The following is a 17,991-nucleotide window of genomic DNA, read 5'->3' as shown; positions in this document are numbered from 1 at the left end:
AATTTCACAGGTACAAAAATGAAAGATATTCTTCTAGGCGTGAACGTAGATCATATTGCAACGCTTCGCCAAGCACGAGGTACTTCTTACCCTGATCCTGTCCATGCAGCCAGTGTTGCAGAGCATGCCGGTGCTGATGGCATTACTATTCATTTACGCGAAGACCGCAGACACATTCAAGACCGCGATGTGTATGTAATGGCTAAAACCATTCAAACACGTATGAACCTTGAAACCGCAGTAACCGATGAAATGATTGCTATTGCACTTGAGGTTAAGCCTGAATATGTATGCTTAGTGCCTGAAAAACGTGAAGAGCTTACTACCGAAGGGGGCTTAGATGTGGCAGGCAATATCGATAAAATAGCCGCTGCGACTAAAACATTAACACAAGCTGGAATTAAAGTATCACTGTTTATTGATGCTGATAAAGCGCAGTTAGATGCAGCAAAAGCGTGTGGTGCACCTTATGTTGAAATTCACACTGGGGCTTACGCAGATGCCACCAACGATGAAGACACCGCCAAAGAGCTCGAGCACATTCGCCAAGGCGTGAAATATGCAGCCAGTATTGGTTTAATTGTTAATGCTGGCCATGGTCTGCATTATCACAATGTAAAACCAATTGCAGCGATGCCAGAGATTTATGAGCTAAACATTGGCCACGCTATTATTGCCCGCGCAGCCATTGACGGTTTAGATAAAGCGGTTCGTGATATGAAACGCTTAATGCTTGAAGCTCGCGCGTAGAGTTATAATTAACGATATTAAAGACGAGCTTATTTATTAGTGATATCAATGTTGGCATCAACAAGTAAGTTTTCAAGCTCGTCTTGCAACTCAAATAACTCGGGCTCAATATTCTCAAGCGTACATTCATTTTTAAGTGATGTTTCGATCGTTTCAGCCAATGTTTTTAATTTTGGTACACCTGTATAGCAGCATGCGCCATGAAATTTATGGATAACGCTAAGTACTTGAGGGCAATCTTCGCTGGTTATTGCTTGATTTAGTAAGTTCAGGGTTTCGGGCACGCTTAGCAGTAACATATTAAGCATTTCATTGGCTAATTCTGCTTTACCGCCTGCACGTTGCAATGCCAGCGTCCAGTCAAGGCGAGTGCTATCAAAAGGAGCAGGGCTATGTTCAAATGTGCTTTTTGACTTATCACGACTCACTGGTAATTGCGGGCTATGATCGCAAATAATTTGGTTTAGCATATCTTCATCGATAGGCTTAGTTAAATAACCTTCAAAACCATCTTTTAATAACTGTTCTTTTTCACTATTAAGTGCATGCGCCGTCACGGCAATAATAGGCGTATCTTCATTCAAAGATGACTCTTTAATGAGTTTACAGGCTGTAATACCATCCATTATAGGCATTTGAATATCCATAAAAATCACATCATATTTATGGCTTTTGCTTAAACTATACGCTTGTGACCCATTATGTGCGGTATCAATTAATTCAACTTGCTCGTTGAGTAGGGTGTAAATTAATTTTAAATTAGCGTCATTATCATCCACCACTAACACTTTTAGTGGCAGCAGGGTTTGTTCATGCTGTTCTATATTATGTGCCGGGTGGTCGAGTCGATAAGGCGCAGCTAATAGCTCACATAGCTTTCGGTGATTAAGAGGTTTACTCAAACAGGCGTCAGCGCCGCTGCCGATGAAGGCTTCGCGCATGTTGTGCGATACGGTATTAAGCATTAAATATAAATAATCGGTTGATTCTCTAACCGCTTTTACATAGCTTTTTAAACGCTGCATATCGTCAACTGATGCCATGTGACCAATAAGACAAATATCAAAATTGATCTCTGAATTTTTTATGCACTCTAAAAATTCGGTTTCGTTATAGCAAGGAGTGACACTGACTTTCCACTCTTGTAATAATGAGGCAACAGCATGATGGGTATGCTTATGCGGCTCTAAATAAAGAACACGTTTACCAATTAATGACTGGGTAGGCAAATCGTTGATAAATACATGATTTGGTAATCTAAATACGCCATTAAAGGTAAAACAAGTACCGCTACCAGGGGCTGAATTTAAGGTAATACGGCCGCTCATTGCTTCAACGATATGTTTAGTAATAATAAGCCCTAAGCCGGTACCACCAAATTTGCGGGTAATACTGGAGTCGGCTTGACCAAAGGCGGTGAATAGCGCGTCTTGTTTATCTGCTGGAATACCTACCCCAGTATCTGCGACTGACACCAAGACAGAGGTGCGCTCTTCATCAAGCAAACGATGGCTAATATCAACTTTTATCGCGCCTTTTTCAGTAAATTTAATCGCGTTACTTAACAAGTTAATCAGCACTTGTTTAAACCGTGTGGGGTCGCCAGTTAAGTGATCAGGCACCTGAGGATTAATATAAATAGAAAGCTCAAGTTGTTTGTCGTGTGCGCTAGGTGCTAGTAAGGTCATAACTTCGTTTACGCTATCGCGCAGTTGAAACTGAATAGACTCAAGCTCCATGGCTCCGGCTTCTAACTTGGAGAAATCTAATATGTCGCTAATAATAGTCATTAAGCTGTTAGCCGAAAGCTCTATGGTATCAAGGTAATCTTTTTGGTTTTTATTCAGAGGCGTTTTATAAAGCTGGCGGGTAAATCCAATAACCCCGTTAAGTGGGGTGCGTAACTCATGACTCATTTTAGCTAAGAAGTCAGATTTAACGCGGTTAGCATCCTGCGCTTCTTTTTTAGCCATGGTGAGCTGGATATTTTGTGTTTCGTATTGTTCAAGCGTTTCGCGGTAATCGCTGGTTGCCTGATCAATATTTTTTTGCATTTCATCTTTTTGCATCACCATAGAATGCGAGATGGTATTGAGCCCCTCACGTAATAACTCAAACTCGCCATTCATGGGTTCAGTTAATCCGGTTTGTCTTTTACCTTCAATCAACCTGTCGGTAGCAAGTACTAACTTATTAAGCGGGGTCATAAACATCCGACTAAGTCTTAGCGCTAAAATAGCGGCTAATACTAAGGCGAGAATAATAATAATACCGCTGACCAATAATGCACGTTGTTGGCCAATAACAGCTTTATCGCGGTTAAGCTGAATCACAACGGTGCCCAACGAGGTTTGGAACTCAGAAGTATTCCAGTCGCTATTGGGGGTTGTATGGTTAATGATAGGGGTGAAAAAGGTTACTAAGTCTTCACTTTGCTGAACATAGGTGGCTTTAAAGCCATTTAATTGCGTCTGCTCAATTAAAGTGTCGAATGAGCGATGATAATTACTGGTTATAATAAGTTGGTTGTTATCATTAAAGATGGCAATCGATTTAATCGAAGGAGAGTGTTTGTTGTGTGTATAGCGAATTATGCGATTAAGCAGTTTTTTATTTTTTTCCAGTAAAGGTTGTTCAAGTGCAATAGCCAGAGGTTCAGCAATCGTTGTGCCTTGTTGATATAAAATTTCATCAAGCTCAATGTAACGATTTATTGTAAAATAACCACCTAGTAATAGCCCGATGATCACTGTGGGGATCAGGGTGAGTGTTAAAACAGAATCGCGCAAGCCTAGTTTGGTCATAATCTGAGCATTATTATCATTTTTATTGAATGTGAGTATATACATACTCATAGTTATTCTCAAAGTATCTAGGTAGAGACGTGATTCATCAACCTTTTAAGGTAATGCCTAATGGCACAAATATTTAAAGCAAAGAAAAAACCACTTCAACAGCAATCACTTGAACTTGATATAACGGCAATGGATCACCACGGACGTGGTATTGCTAAGCATAATAATAAAGTGTGTTTTGTCAGTGGGGCATTACCTGGTGAGCGAGTAAAAGCCAAGTTAATTGATGATAAAGCACGTTACAGCCAAGCTGACACGCTTAAAATACTCAAAGCCAGTGAATATCGCACTACACCCATTTGTGAACACTACAGCCAATGTGGTGGTTGTCAGTTGCAGCATTTAGATGCCACACAACAAGTCGTTGAAAAGCAAGCAGCAGTAAATCAATTATTTGCCAAATTTGCAAAATTAACCGATTTAAACTGGCAAGCTCCGCTGCTAAGCCAAGCAACGCATTACCGACGTAGTGCCCGCATTGCCGTAATGTTCGACAAAGCAGCAAAAAAAATGCGGGTAGGCTATAGAGCACGTGGCTCTAAAAGTATTGTTAGCATTAATCATTGCCCAGTATTAAGTGACGTATTTGCAGAGGTATTTAACGTATTTGATAACATAATTAATCATAATAAGGCGCTGCACAGTATAAGTCATTTGCAGTTATGCGCTGCAGATGAGCAACACTTTATTGTTATTCGTCATACAAAAGCCATTTCGCCCACAGATAAAGCGTTTGTTGAGCAAAGTGTCTCGGCGCATCATTGGCAATTAGTGTGGCAAAGTGATAGCGATATGATTGATCATGCCCATTTAGCGATGCCATTTTATAAGCTTGATCAGTTAGATATAAAATTTGAATTTGGACTAAATAACTTTATTCAGGTCAATGCGAGTGTAAATCAGGCAATGTTAATTCAAGCGGCGAGCTGGTTAGCATTACAAGGTGATGAAAATGTACTGGATTTATTTTGTGGTATTGGTAACTTCTCTTTAGTGTTAGCAAAGCAGGCTAAAACAGTAACAGGAATTGAAGGCGTTACTTCGGCGGTTGCATTAGCGACGCAAAATGCGCACACTAACTCTATTTTAAATACTCAATTTCATTGTTTTGATTTAACCACGAGTATTAAAAAAGCGCCGTGGTTTAATAAAGAGTTAGATATTTTAGTACTCGACCCCTCTCGCACTGGTGCTATGGCAGTTTTAGAGCAGCTTCCATTAACGCAGTTTAAAGCGATTTTATATGTCTCTTGCGACCCTGTTACTTTAGCCCGTGACAGCGCTATTATTTCGCAAGCCGGCTTTGAACTTAATAAAATAGGGCTAATGAATATGTTCCCTCATACGGGGCATATCGAAACTATGGCGTTATTTCAACGGAGGTAAAGCGCATTATGGTAGCGACACGTCAATCTCATCAACATGACAAAGCGGGTGACTTTTTTTCACGCGTAGAATCTCTTGATTTGTCTCAGGAAAAAATTAGCTTACTCAATAAAGCGCAGCAACTTTGCCAAACTTGTGATAACAGCGAACGCCAAAATACCGCCATAGAGATGGTGGAGATTTTGGTTGAGCTAAATTTAGATGCTGACTCGTTAGCCACCGCCTATTTAACCCCTTATTATTTAAATGATGTAGTGAGCATTGACGCTGTCGAAGAGCATTTAGGAAATCATGTTGCGGTGTTATTAACGGGTGTGTCGCAAATGGCCACCATAAGTACGTTAGCTCATCAAGGAAATGGTACCGTGCAGGTCGATAATATTCGCCGTATGTTGCTTGCTATGGTGGAAGATGTGCGTGCCGTGGTGATTAAATTAGCCGAACAGGTGTGCCATTTACGCAACGTAAAAGATGCCGCTGAAGAAGAGCGAGTGATTGCAGCCAAAGAGACTGCGGATATATTTGCACCGCTTGCTAATCGCCTTGGTATTGGCCAATTAAAGTGGGAGCTAGAGGATTTAGCCTTTCGCTATTTACACCCAGATATTTATAAAAATATAGCTAAACAACTTGATGATAAGCGCCTTGCCCGTGAAGCGTATATGGCTGATATGGTTGAGCAAGTAAAACAGCGCCTACATGAAGCGGGTATTAAAGCCGAGGTATACGGCAGGCCAAAACATATCTACAGCATTTATAAAAAAATGGCGAAAAAGAACTACGAGTTTGATCAGCTGTTTGACATACGCGCGATGCGAATTGTGGTTGAGCGCCTGCAAGATTGCTACGGTGCCCTAGGCATAGTGCACACTAATTGGCGCCATTTAAATAAAGAATTTGACGATTACGTTGCGACCCCAAAACAAAATGGCTATCAATCTATTCATACCGTAGTATTTGGCCCCGAAGGTAAAACTGTTGAGATTCAAATACGAACGCACGACATGCATCAAGATGCAGAGCTGGGCGTTGCCGCACATTGGATGTACAAAGAAGGTGCGTTACCAGGGCGTGGTTCAGGCTATGAGCAAAAAATTAGCTGGTTGCGTAAGTTACTGCAATGGCAAGAAGAAGTGGTTGATGGCAGCGATTTAGCGCAAGAGCTTAAAAACCAAGTGGTTGAAGACCGGGTCTATGTGTTTACTCCACGTGGAGATATTTTTGACTTACCGCTAGGGGCAACGCCTCTTGATTTTGCTTACTACATTCACTCCAATGTAGGGCATCGGTGTATTGGTGCAAAAATATTTGGCAAAATAGTGCCGTTTACTCATCAATTAAGTACCGGCGATCAGGTTGAAATACTGACCCAAAAGCAGCCAAATCCAAGTCGTGATTGGCTAAATCCGTCGTTAGGTTACATTAAGTCTTCTCGCGCTAGAGCCAAAATACATCATTGGTTTAAACAGCTCGACCGCGATAAAAATTTAAGCGCGGGTAAAGAAATCCTTGATAACGAATTACAAAAGTTAGAGTTAACTTACAAAGATTTAGACCCAGCGATAAAGCGCTTTAACTTTAGAGAGCTTGATGACTTAATGGTCGCCATTGGTGCAGGCGATATTCGCCTTAACCAAATGCTCAACTTTATTACCCATAGAACGGAGCACGAGCCGGTTATTCGCTTTAAATCGCCCAGTAAAGTGACTGGCGATAAAAACGGTATTGTGGTTGATGGAGTAGGCAGTTTAATGAGCCATGTTGCTCGCTGTTGCCGCCCTGTACCTGGGGATGAAATTATTGGGTATATTACCCAAGGCCGTGGCATTGCCGTGCATCGTGAGGATTGTGACTCGTTTAGTAATTTAAAAAACAAGCACCCAGAGCGCGTTATTTCAGTAAGTTGGTCAGATGATATTAGCAGCTCCTACGCGTTAACTATTCGTATTGAAGCCAGCGATCGGTCTGGTTTAATTCGTGATATTAGTTCTGCTTTGGCGAATGAAAAAGTCAATGTGCTCAATATGAATGTCAACACGGTTGATAGCACTCAAACGGCTATTTTTGTGATGCAAATAGAAGTGCATGACTTACAAGGCACCAATAAAGTGCTTTCTAAGTTACACCAGATAGAAGGGGTGCACAGTGCAAAACGAGGGCAGTAATCAGGCTAATAATGAGGCTTTAAGCCAACTGCTGGAAATAATGCAAACACTGAGAAACCCTGATGGCGGATGCCCTTGGGATCTCAAGCAAACGTTTGCGTCAATCGTGCCACACACGCTTGAAGAAGCCTATGAAGTGGCTGATTGTATTGAAACGAATAATTTAAGCGATTTAAAAAATGAGTTAGGCGACTTACTATTTCAAATTGTGTTTTATGCGCAACTAGCACAAGAGCAGCAATTATTTAATTTTAACGATGTAGTGGCACAGTTAAATGAAAAGCTGTTGCGTCGTCATCCGCATGTATTTTCAGCGCAAGACACACCTAAAACCGATGCCGAATTAGCCGCGCAGTGGCAAGCAATAAAAGCACAAGAGCGTGCGGCTAAACCTCAAGATCAAAGCTCAGCGCTTTGGCAAGATATACCAAACAGTTTACCTAGCTTAACAAAAGCTAAAAAAATTCAGCAACGGGTCGCTGCGTTAGGGTTTGATTGGCCAACTTATCACGGTGCTATTGATAAAGTGAGTGAAGAGGTTGAAGAAGTGAAAGAAGCCTTAGCTCATGACCCATACTCAGATCATACAGCAGAAGAGCTAGGTGATTTGCTGTTTGCTACTGTTAATGTAGCGCGCCACGTTAAACGCGACCCCGAACAACTGCTTCGCAGTGCCAACGATAAGTTTTCTGCACGGTTTGAAAAGGTACAAAACTACTTAATTGCACAGGGTAAATGTATTGATTCTGCGTCTTTAGAGGAAATGGATGCAGCATGGGATGCGATAAAAAAACTAAATAAATAGGGACATAAAAAATGTTTGTTTTTTGTGCACAGATTTACCAATTTTAGCTGGATTGCTTAGCTATGTTTTGGTACAATTTCGCCCCGTCTTGTTTATATTCCAAAATCACTTGTTTGGGTATTATATTCCTTTTAATTCCTGATATTCTAGGGTTCGCATGAGTACAAAATTTATCTTCGTTACTGGCGGAGTTGTTTCTTCGTTGGGTAAAGGTATTGCAGCAGCATCGTTGGCCGCTATTTTAGAGGCCCGTGGCTTAGATGTTACCATTTTAAAGCTGGATCCTTACATCAACGTTGACCCAGGCACAATGAGCCCAATTCAACACGGTGAAGTATACGTTACCGAAGACGGCGCAGAAACGGACCTTGATTTAGGTCACTACGAACGTTTTATTCGCACCAAAATGACCAGCCGTAATAACTTTACGCAAGGGCGCGTATATGAAGATGTACTACGTCGTGAAAGACGTGGCGAATATCTTGGCGCAACAATTCAAGTTATTCCTCATATCACTAATGATATTAAGCAACGTGTTTATGATGGCGCAGAAGGCCATGATATAGCAATCGTTGAAATTGGTGGTACGGTAGGCGATATTGAGTCTCAACCATTTATCGAAGCTATTCGTCAAATGGGCACAGAGATTGGTCGTGAACGTGCGCTATTTATTCACTTAACGCTAGTGCCATTCTTAGGCCCTGCCGGTGAAGTGAAAACAAAACCAACTCAGCACTCAGTTAAAGAGTTACGCTCAGTCGGTATTCAACCAGATATTCTTATTTGTCGCTCAGACCGTAAGCTGCCAAATAACGAGCGTGCAAAAATTGCATTGTTCACAAACGTTGAAGAAAAAGCCGTTATTTCACTGCCTGATGTAGACAGTATTTATAAAATCCCTGCGTTATTAAAGTCGCAAGAGTTAGACAACTTTGTATGTCGTCGTTTCCATTTAGACGCGCCTGAGGCTGATTTAGCTGAGTGGGAACAAGTATTGTATCAAGAGTCTAACCCAACGGGTGAAGTGACAATTGGTATGGTTGGTAAATACATTGAATTACCGGATGCATACAAATCAGTAAACGAAGCATTAAAACATGCGGGACTAAAAAATCGTTTAACTATTAATATTCAATACGTTGATTCACAAGACTTAGAAACTAAAGGAACGGATATTCTTTCTCGCTTAGATGCTATTTTAGTGCCAGGTGGTTTTGGTGGTCGTGGTGTTGAAGGTAAGATTCTAGCGGCTAAATATGCTCGTGAAAACAAAGTGCCTTACTTAGGTATTTGTTTAGGTATGCAGGTTGCGCTAATTGAATACGCACGAAATGTTGCCGGTTTAGTTGATGCAAACTCAACGGAATTTAATGCAAACTCAGAGGCTCCAGTGGTTGGTTTAATCACTGAGTGGCTAGACGCTGAGGGTAACGTAGAAGTACGTGATGAAAAGTCTGATTTAGGTGGCACAATGCGTTTAGGCGCACAAAAATGCCATTTAACGCCTGGCTCTAAAGTACACGAAGTGTATGGCAGCGACGAAATTGTTGAACGTCACCGTCACCGTTACGAAGTTAATAACAACTTCGTTGCACAGCTTGAACAAGCAGGTTTAAGCTTTACTGGTTTATCTGAAGATAAAAAGCTAGTAGAGATTATTGAAAATAAAGATCACCCTTGGTTTATTGCAGCGCAATTCCACCCGGAATTCACTTCAACGCCACGCGATGGTCATCCGCTATTTGAAGGGTTTGTAGCTGCGGCTCATACCTACCAAAAAGCGTCTTCGTAATTTAAAAAAGGCTGTGCATATTGCGCGGCCTTTTTTGTTTCTAAGGCTAGCCTAGGTTAGCCGTACTCACCATTTTGGGAATATAGAGGAATCAAGATGTCAGAAATCGTAAAAGTAATCGGTCGTGAAATTATGGACTCGCGTGGTAACCCAACTGTAGAAGCTGAGGTATATTTAGCTGATGGTTCATGGGGCCGTGCTGCTGCACCATCAGGTGCATCTACAGGAACTCGCGAAGCATTAGAATTACGTGATGGTGATAAAACTCGTTATTTAGGTAAAGGCGTATTAAAAGCGGTAGGTTTCATTAATAATGAAATTGCAGCGGCTTTAAAAGGTCAAAATGCACTTGCTCAAAGTGATGTAGACCAAGTAATGCTTGATTTAGATGGTACTGAAAATAAAGAAAAACTAGGTGCTAATGCTATTTTAGCGGTTTCACTTGCTAACGCAAAAGCGGCTGCACAATCTAAAAAAGTAGAGCTATACGAGCACATTGCTGACTTAAATGGCACGCCAGGTGTTTACTCTATGCCACTACCAATGATGAACATCATCAACGGCGGTGAGCACGCTGATAACTCAGTAGATATTCAAGAATTTATGGTTCAGCCAGTTGGTGCTGCTAATTTCCGTGAAGCATTGCGTATGGGTGCTGAAGTATTTCACAGCCTTGCAAAAGTGCTTAAAGCAGATGGCCATTCAACAGCTGTTGGTGACGAAGGCGGTTTTGCACCAAACCTTGCATCAAACGAAGCAGCACTTGCAGCAATTAAAGTGGCTGTTGCAAATGCCGGTTATGAGCTTGGTAAAGATATTACCCTTGCACTTGATTGTGCTGCCTCTGAGTTTTATGACAAAGAAGCAAATATCTACGACCTTAAAGGTGAAGGTAAAAAGTTTACCTCTGAAGAGTTTAACTACTTCTTAAAAGACTTAACTGAGCAATACCCAATTGTATCAATTGAAGATGGCTTAGATGAGTCTGATTGGGATGGCTTTGCACATCAAACTAAACTAATGGGCGATAAAGTCCAATTAGTGGGTGATGATTTATTCGTAACCAATACTAAGATTTTAAAACGTGGTATCGACAATGGTATTGCTAACTCAATCTTAATTAAATTTAATCAAATTGGTTCACTAACAGAAACGTTAGCGGCAATCAAAATGGCGAAAGATGCTGGTTTTACAGTCGTTATTTCTCATCGCTCTGGTGAAACTGAAGATGCAACCATTGCTGATTTAGCGGTTGGTACAGCTGCAGGCCAGATCAAAACAGGTTCATTAAGCCGTTCAGACCGTGTTGCTAAGTACAACCAATTGCTTCGTATTGAAGAGCAATTAGGCGCTAAAGCACCGTACAATGGTTTAAAAGAAGTTAAAGGTCAGTAATTCTTTAATTTGTTTAAAATTATAAAAATCCTCGCTTATGCGGGGATTTTTAATCATAAATGCAAATATAACAGGTGGGTGGTTTATTGTTTGTAAATTTATTGTTACTTTAGGGGCGTATTAAAAATAACAATAAAATGATTATGAAAAATAACTATGTTACTCACCTCATAAATGCCAAATATCATGGCACGCTTCCTCCAAAACAAGAAATAGTGTCTTTTGCGCTAACAGCTCCTGAATTTGTTCACTATTGGTTATGTCATGCGGTTTCATCATCAACTTCTTCTCAGGAGCTAGCCATTGTTTTATGCTTAGCTAAGTATCATAAAATTGAAGCTCTTAAGGTTTTATCTCACTTTTGGCCAATCCGAACAGCTGCTCCGCAAGTAACAATTAACTTTGAAAAACATATATCGGGCCTTCCTAAGACTATACAGCAGGGTATTGAAACCGATTTAATAGGGTTGTGGAGTAGCTTAATTATGCCATTGAATATTCAATCCTCTGAACAATCATTACCTGTGACAACATTAGAAACGCAACTAACGAATGAATTAGCGCAGGAGATTATAAAGCTTGCTAATAATAATTTAAATTTAGCTGGGGTGTATGCTGAAAACTCTACAAGACAAAAAGTTATAGACATCAGAGACAATGAGCAGCTTATAACACAATTACCAGTCGATAATATTTTAATAGCTATATTACAGCGCATCATATGTTCAGACGACTATGCTGACTTAGCATATGCTGAGCCTATGATTATTTATCGTTATACTCAAGGTCAGCAATACAAATGGCACTATGATTTTATTACACCTTCAAATGAAAATGCTAAAAAAGAACTTAATTTTTTTGGTCAAAGACGGCGAACACGTATTATAAATTTAAATGACGGATTTGAAGGTGGAGAAACCGCTTTTAAAGACTGGAATGTAAGTGTTAAAGCCAAGCAAGGACAAGTAATTAAATTTAATAATATGATTGGTAATCAGGTAGATAAAAACTCAGTACATAGTGGAAAACCCGTATTATTAGGTGAAAAGTGGATTTGTACGCTTTGGATGCGAGAAAAACCTTTTTGGTTACGCGAATCTATTTGGTGCAAAAATTAATACCGACAAATAATTACAACTGAAACTGCTGTTTTAATATCTCTTTTGTAAAACTGGTTTTCAAATAAAAGCCACGGGGCAGAGTTTGTATAATTTGCCCGTTGGGGCCTATGGCATCGGTAACTACTTTGCTATTAGCTGCTTTTGGCCGTATTTGCATTACATCCCCTAAATGTCCTGATATTTCATCTACCCGGCCAAGGGCTATAAGCTCCATTTGCTCTTCCCAGTCACGCTGTAATTGCGCATCTTGCACGGGGGAAGGTTGCCACAAAAAGCCACTGCCTATGGTTCTATCAAAAGGGGCAATATCGCGCTCACTTAAAATAGGCAACCATAAAACATGATTCAACTTTTTACGTACGCTACTTGTGTGCCAGGTCATGCCGGTTACATTCATTAACGGGGTGACCGACACAAAGGTAGTTTCTAGCGGTTTACCTCTATATGAAATAGGCAATGTTTTAAGCTCTATGCCTAAATCTTCAAAGTCGGGTAGCGGTTTTGACCCAGCTGTTGCGCCTAATACATACTCAATCAGTTGACCTGTCCAGCCTTTTTCACGCAATAAATCATCTGGCGTTTTAAAGTGGTACTGCTGTGCGAGTTGTCCAAGTGTGAGCCCTGCAATAGCATTGACACGTTGCATTAATTGATTGATTGAATGAGGTTTTAAAGGTTGCATACTGTTTATTTTAGTTGAATAAATACCAGCGCCATGATAGCAAATTAGCTTGTTAGTGGATATCTTTAGCGGTTGGTTGAATTTTGTTCGTACTGTATGTGATGCAATTTTATGCGCTGTTTTAAAACGCTAAATTTAACTAAGTAACTGAACTGCATTGTTTTTTTTGTTTTAAGTGTTCAGTTTTAATTAAGGTCTATAATTGTTGTAAGGATAAATACAGATGTATAAACATGTTTATCCACAGATTCTGTGGAGAACATCACTTTTTAGATCTTGTATTGTGGATTTGTTTGCTAAATGAGCGTGTTTTACAAAAGTTATGCACAAGCTGTGAGTAACCAGCACAAACAGTGTGGTTTTTATGTATTTACACTCATGGCAGTGTTGTTTGTTATTCACATGCAATGGATTTTGCCATTAATTTGCCTTAACCGAGGATGTTAACGAGGCTTGCACGTAATAGTATTTGCCGTATTGCAGCTAATGTGGAACAATCATAAAAAATCGACTTACAAATGAGGCACTAAGGTGATTGATGCCGAAGGTTTTCGTGCCAATGTCGGAATTGTAATTTGCAATAATCAGGGGCAAGTGTTTTGGGCCAGACGCTATGGTCAACATTCTTGGCAATTTCCCCAAGGCGGTGTTGATGATGGTGAAACACCAGAACAAACTATGTACCGTGAATTACACGAAGAAGTAGGTTTGCGACCAGAAGATGTAGAAATAGTTGCAAGCTCAAAACATTGGTTACGCTATAAATTACCCAAACGATTAATCCGCCGCGACTCAAGTCCGGTGTGTATTGGGCAAAAACAAAAATGGTTTTTACTGAAGTTACGCTGTAAAGATGAAGATGTAAATTTACTAAAAACGCACCATCCTGAATTTGATGATTGGCGGTGGGTGAGTTATTGGTATCCAGTAAGGCAGGTAGTATCGTTTAAACGGGATGTTTATCGACGTGTTATGAAAGAGTTTGCTCCTTTTGCTATGCCCTTCAATAAGCGAGAGCAACAAAAAGACAATTGGCGAAGCAAAAGGTAGTTTTACATAAAAAGGAGCAGTGTATGCTGGCAACACTCAGATCGATAGCTGAGTCTGTTTCGCAACAAGCGAATTTAGACGATGCGTTAGTGTGCTTTGTGAAAATGGTAAAAGATGCCATGAATACCCAGTGCTGCTCCATTTATTTTGCCGATTACAGTCAAGATAACTTTGTACTAATGGCCAGCGAAGGGTTAAACCCCGATGCGGTGGGTAAATTTAGAATTGGCTTTACTGAAGGACTTGTTGGGCTAGTTGCTCAGCGCGAAGAGGCGATTAACATTGCGTTTGCTAAATCGCATCCTCGCTTTAAACTCTCCCCAGAAGTGAACGAAGAAGGCTACAACGCTTTTTTGTCTGTGCCTGTTGTTCATCAAAAAAAGGTATTAGGCGTTATTGTTGTGCAACAGAAAATGGCTCGAGTATTTTCTCAAGATGAAGAGTCGTTTTTAATTACGCTCTCAGCGCAGTTAGCTTCACAGCTTGCGCATGCCGAAATAAAAGAAGTATTGCGCCAAGATGAGTCGTCTCATCAAACATCGGTTTTAAAAGGGGTGTCTAGTGCGCCAGGCATTAGTATTGGTAAAGCCTTTGTTGTTATTCCTAAACTTAATTTTAAGTCCATAGAGCTTACTAAAAATAGTGATGTGAATGAACAACGCCGTTTATTCACGCAAGCGGTTGCTGCAACGCGCAAGGAATTTAGCACTTTATCGATGACATTAAGCGATACCATACCGCAAGAGGCGTTGGCGGTGTTTGATGTGTATCAGCAATTATTGGATGCTAAAAGCTTAGGTCATAATGTAGAGGCACAATTACAAGAAGGTTGGTGTGCAAAAAGTGCATTAAAAATTGTGATTGAACGTTTAGTTGCGCAGTTTAATGAAATGCAAGACCCTTACATTAAAGAGCGTGCGGTTGATGTTAAAGACATTGGCTTACGGGTGCTTCATCACTTAGTGAACACTGAGCATGCAATAAAAGACTACCCTGAAAACACAATCCTCATCGCTCACACATTAACGCCAGCGATGTTAGCAGAAGTGCCAAATGAGCGTTTAGCAGGTGTGGTAAGCATTAATGGTTCAGCTAATAGCCATGCCTCTATTTTAACGCGAGCAATGGGGGTGCCTGCAATTTGGGGTATTGAAGATTTACCGTTACTGCAGTTTGATAACAAAGAAATGATTTTAGATGCTTTTGCTGGGCGTTTATATATTTCGCCTTCGCAAATGCTTATTGATGAGTATACCGAGTTACAACATCAAGATAACTTACTCAACAATCGTTTTTTAGAAGAGCAATCACTGCCTGCAATTACCTTGGACGGGGAGCATATTAGTTTATTGCTCAACGCAGGGCTTGAACTTAATACGCAACAAAATAGTGCCCATATTTGTGATGGTGTTGGTCTTTACAGAACCGAAGCGTGGTTTATGCAAAAAGGGCAGTTTCCATCGCAACAAGAACAAGAAAAATGGTATCGCGAAGTACTCAGTAGCTATTATCCTAACCCCGTAGTTATGCGAACGTTAGATATTGGTGGCGACAAAGTTTTAGATTATTTTAATATTACCGAAGAAAACCCGTTTTTAGGATGGCGTGGTATTAGAATTAGCCTAGATCATCCTGAGCTTTTTTTAGATCAGCTCAAAGCCATGCTCAAAGCGAATATTGGCTTAGGTAATTTAAAAATAATGCTGCCTATGATCAGTGGCACTGATGAAGTTGAAGAGTCGCTGGCATTGTATAACCAAGCCTATTATGAGTTAAGCGAAACATTTCCTGAGCAATTAATAGAAAAGCCAGATATTGGCATTATGCTTGAGGTACCTTCAAGTGTATTTATGCTGCCAGAGTGGTCTAGAAAAGTCGATTTTTGCTCAGTGGGTAGTAACGATTTAACTCAGTATTTATTAGCGGTAGATAGAGCAAATGCCCGTGTGGCCGATTTATTCAATCCTTATCATCCAGCTGTGTTACGTGTATTAAATAATATTGCCAGCGAATGTGAGCACTATGAATTGCCCTTTAGTTTATGTGGTGAGCTTGGCGGCGATCCCGAGGGAGCAATATTACTTATTGCCATGGGCTATAGACGTTTAAGTATGAACTTATCGTCGTTAAATAAAGTGAAATGGGTGCTTAGGCGCTTAAATGTTAGTGACATGGAACAATTACTGAGCGAGTGTTTAGCACAGCCCAATGCTAAACAAGTGTTGCGTTTAACCCGTAATTTTATGATAGAGCATCAGCTAGGTAATTTATTTTATACACCTAAATGATAGAGCTGTTATTGTTTATATAATCAATTAAAATATACATATTCTTAAATGTATTAGAGATAACTATGTATGAACTAGGACTTCTAGTTGCAAGTTGTGCGTTATTAGGTTGCATTGTTGGTTTTTTAGCAGGACTTCTAGGCATAGGCGGTGGTTTAATCATTGTGCCGGTGCTAACGAGCTTGTTACTGGGTTTTAATGTGGCCGCTGCCGATCATGTATTAGTTATCGCTATTGCGACATCTTTAGCCTCTATTTTATTTACCTCGACTTCTTCAGCGTTAGCTCATCATAAAAATGATAATGTGCCTTGGAAAATTGCCCCTTGGGTAATGTCGGGTGTGGCCATTGGCGCCTTGATTAGCGGCTTTGCTGCCAGCTTTATACCTGAGAAAATGTTACGAACCGTGTTTGCGGTGAGTGTGGTTTTTATTGCTATGAGAATGGTGCTTTCTGCCCGTAATAAAGTGAGCGTAGGTCACCCGATGCCTGCAGGCCCCGTGCTAGGAAGTATTAGTGCGATAATGGGGGCACTATCTGGGTTGATTGGGATTGGCGGTGGCGCACTACTTGTGCCTATGTTGCACTATTTTTCGGTTGATATTAAAAAGGCAATTGGTTGCGCTGCTGCATGTGGTATTGTAATTGCCTTTTTTGGCTCTATTGGTTATGTCAGCGCCGGTTGGCAAGTAACTGACTTAGCGCATGGTTTTATGGGATTTGTTTATTTACCTGCATTGTTAGGGATTGTTGTTACCTCATGGTTTATAGCGCCAATAGGCGCCAAAGCAACGCATTACTTACCTGTGAATACAATTAAGAAAGTTTTCGCGATGTTACTTGTTATCATCGCTATTAAAATGGTTTTTAGCTAAAGGTTTATTTTTATGGCACTGGAGTTTCCTCAAATTGATCCAATAATTTTTTCTATTGGGCCACTTAGCGTTCGTTGGTATGGATTAATGTACTTAATTGGTTTTGCGTTTGCGATGTGGTTTGCTAATCGTCAAGCTAATAAGTCCGGTTCAGGTTGGACTAAAGACGAAGTCAGCGATTTACTCTTTTACGGCATGCTGGGCGTTATATTAGGTGGGCGTATTGGTTATGTTCTGTTTTATCAGTTTAGCTATTTTATCGAAAACCCCTTATATTTGTTTAGAATAGACCAAGGTGGCATGTCGTTTCATGGTGGAACACTGGGGGTGATCACTGCAATTGCTATTTTTGCTTACAAGCGTAAAAAATCGTTATTACAAGTCGGTGATTTTGTAGCACCTTTAGTGCCTGTTGGTTTACTGGCTGGGCGTATAGGTAACTTTATTAACGGCGAATTATGGGGGCGTACCACTGATGTTCCGTGGGCAATGGTGTTTCCAACTGGAGGCCCGCTTGCACGCCACCCTTCACAACTTTACGAAGCTTTTTTTGAAGGGCTTGTATTGTTTGTCATATTATTGTGGTTTATTAAGCGTCGACGTCCTGCGGGAAGTGTGTCGGGTTTGTTTTTACTGGGTTACGGCGTATTTAGATTTTGTATTGAATATTTTCGCCAACCAGATGCGCAATTGGGGCTATTTGCCGACTTTATCTCTATGGGGCAAATTCTATCGTTACCAATGATAATTGGCGGGTTAGGCTTACTTATTTGGGCCTATAAACAACCACAATCAAAAACAGCGGCAAAAGCTTAAAAGAAGAAGTT

At 40.5% G+C, this 17,991-nt stretch carries 13 protein-coding genes; 11 read left to right on the top strand and 2 right to left on the bottom strand.

Going from position 1 to position 17,991, the window contains the following annotated elements:
* Positions 1-18: 18 nt before the first annotated feature.
* Entirely contained in the window at positions 19-750 is a 732-nt protein-coding gene (gene pdxJ, locus KK487_RS11620) for a pyridoxine 5'-phosphate synthase (RefSeq protein WP_013465630.1), read from the top strand.
* Between the two features lie 29 nt (positions 751-779).
* On the opposite strand, the gene barA is transcribed toward pdxJ, so the two are convergent.
* The gene (barA, locus tag KK487_RS11615) at positions 780-3,554 is read right to left on the bottom strand and encodes a two-component sensor histidine kinase BarA (RefSeq protein ID WP_013465629.1); all 2,775 of its coding nucleotides are present in this window, start codon (positions 3,552-3,554) and stop codon (positions 780-782) included.
* A gap of 111 nt (positions 3,555-3,665) precedes the next feature.
* Between barA and rlmD the strand changes: the two genes are divergently transcribed.
* The 6 genes from rlmD to KK487_RS11585 all read left to right on the top strand — a co-directional run bounded on the left by rlmD (position 3,666) and on the right by KK487_RS11585 (position 12,266).
* Entirely contained in the window at positions 3,666-4,991 is a 1,326-nt protein-coding gene (gene rlmD / locus KK487_RS11610) for a 23S rRNA (uracil(1939)-C(5))-methyltransferase RlmD (protein WP_215521767.1), read from the top strand.
* A gap of 8 nt (positions 4,992-4,999) precedes the next feature.
* Complete coding sequence (relA, locus tag KK487_RS11605) at positions 5,000-7,156, top strand: GTP diphosphokinase (protein ID WP_215521766.1); 2,157 nt, start codon at positions 5,000-5,002, stop codon at positions 7,154-7,156.
* Complete coding sequence (gene mazG / locus KK487_RS11600; RefSeq protein ID WP_215521765.1) at positions 7,137-7,961, top strand: nucleoside triphosphate pyrophosphohydrolase; 825 nt, start codon at positions 7,137-7,139, stop codon at positions 7,959-7,961. The genes relA and mazG overlap by 20 nt, the downstream gene beginning before the upstream one ends.
* 157 nt (positions 7,962-8,118) lie before the next feature.
* Positions 8,119-9,753: a CTP synthase gene (gene pyrG, locus KK487_RS11595; protein ID WP_013465625.1), complete on the top strand. Its 1,635-nt coding sequence runs from the start codon at positions 8,119-8,121 to the stop codon at positions 9,751-9,753.
* A 96-nt stretch (positions 9,754-9,849) separates the two neighbouring features.
* The gene (eno, locus tag KK487_RS11590) at positions 9,850-11,148 is read left to right on the top strand and encodes a phosphopyruvate hydratase (RefSeq protein WP_013465624.1); all 1,299 of its coding nucleotides are present in this window, start codon (positions 9,850-9,852) and stop codon (positions 11,146-11,148) included.
* Positions 11,149-11,291: 143 nt separating this feature from the next.
* The gene (locus KK487_RS11585) at positions 11,292-12,266 is read left to right on the top strand and encodes a prolyl hydroxylase family protein (RefSeq protein ID WP_128583133.1); all 975 of its coding nucleotides are present in this window, start codon (positions 11,292-11,294) and stop codon (positions 12,264-12,266) included.
* Positions 12,267-12,279: 13 nt separating this feature from the next.
* On the opposite strand, the gene mutH is transcribed toward KK487_RS11585, so the two are convergent.
* Positions 12,280-12,951: a DNA mismatch repair endonuclease MutH gene (gene mutH, locus KK487_RS11580; protein WP_128583134.1), complete on the bottom strand. Its 672-nt coding sequence runs from the start codon at positions 12,949-12,951 to the stop codon at positions 12,280-12,282.
* 531 nt (positions 12,952-13,482) lie between these two features.
* Between mutH and rppH the strand changes: the two genes are divergently transcribed.
* From rppH to lgt, 4 genes are all read left to right on the top strand, one after another.
* Positions 13,483-14,001, top strand: coding sequence for an RNA pyrophosphohydrolase (gene rppH / locus KK487_RS11575; RefSeq protein ID WP_013465620.1), 519 nt, complete (start codon positions 13,483-13,485; stop codon positions 13,999-14,001).
* Positions 14,002-14,024: 23 nt separating this feature from the next.
* Entirely contained in the window at positions 14,025-16,289 is a 2,265-nt protein-coding gene (gene ptsP / locus KK487_RS11570) for a phosphoenolpyruvate--protein phosphotransferase (protein WP_013465619.1), read from the top strand.
* Positions 16,290-16,354: 65 nt separating this feature from the next.
* Positions 16,355-17,164 carry a sulfite exporter TauE/SafE family protein gene (locus tag KK487_RS11565; RefSeq protein WP_013465618.1) on the top strand — a complete coding sequence of 270 codons (810 nt, stop codon included), beginning with the start codon at positions 16,355-16,357 and terminating at the stop codon, positions 17,162-17,164.
* A gap of 12 nt (positions 17,165-17,176) precedes the next feature.
* Positions 17,177-17,980: a prolipoprotein diacylglyceryl transferase gene (lgt, locus tag KK487_RS11560; RefSeq protein ID WP_215521764.1), complete on the top strand. Its 804-nt coding sequence runs from the start codon at positions 17,177-17,179 to the stop codon at positions 17,978-17,980.
* Positions 17,981-17,991 lie beyond the last annotated feature (11 nt).

It is taken from the genome of Pseudoalteromonas sp. SiA1, from assembly GCF_018732205.1.
In the GTDB taxonomy this organism is placed as follows: domain Bacteria; phylum Pseudomonadota; class Gammaproteobacteria; order Enterobacterales; family Alteromonadaceae; genus Pseudoalteromonas; species Pseudoalteromonas tetraodonis.
This window is presented reverse-complemented; position numbering and strand designations above follow the sequence as displayed.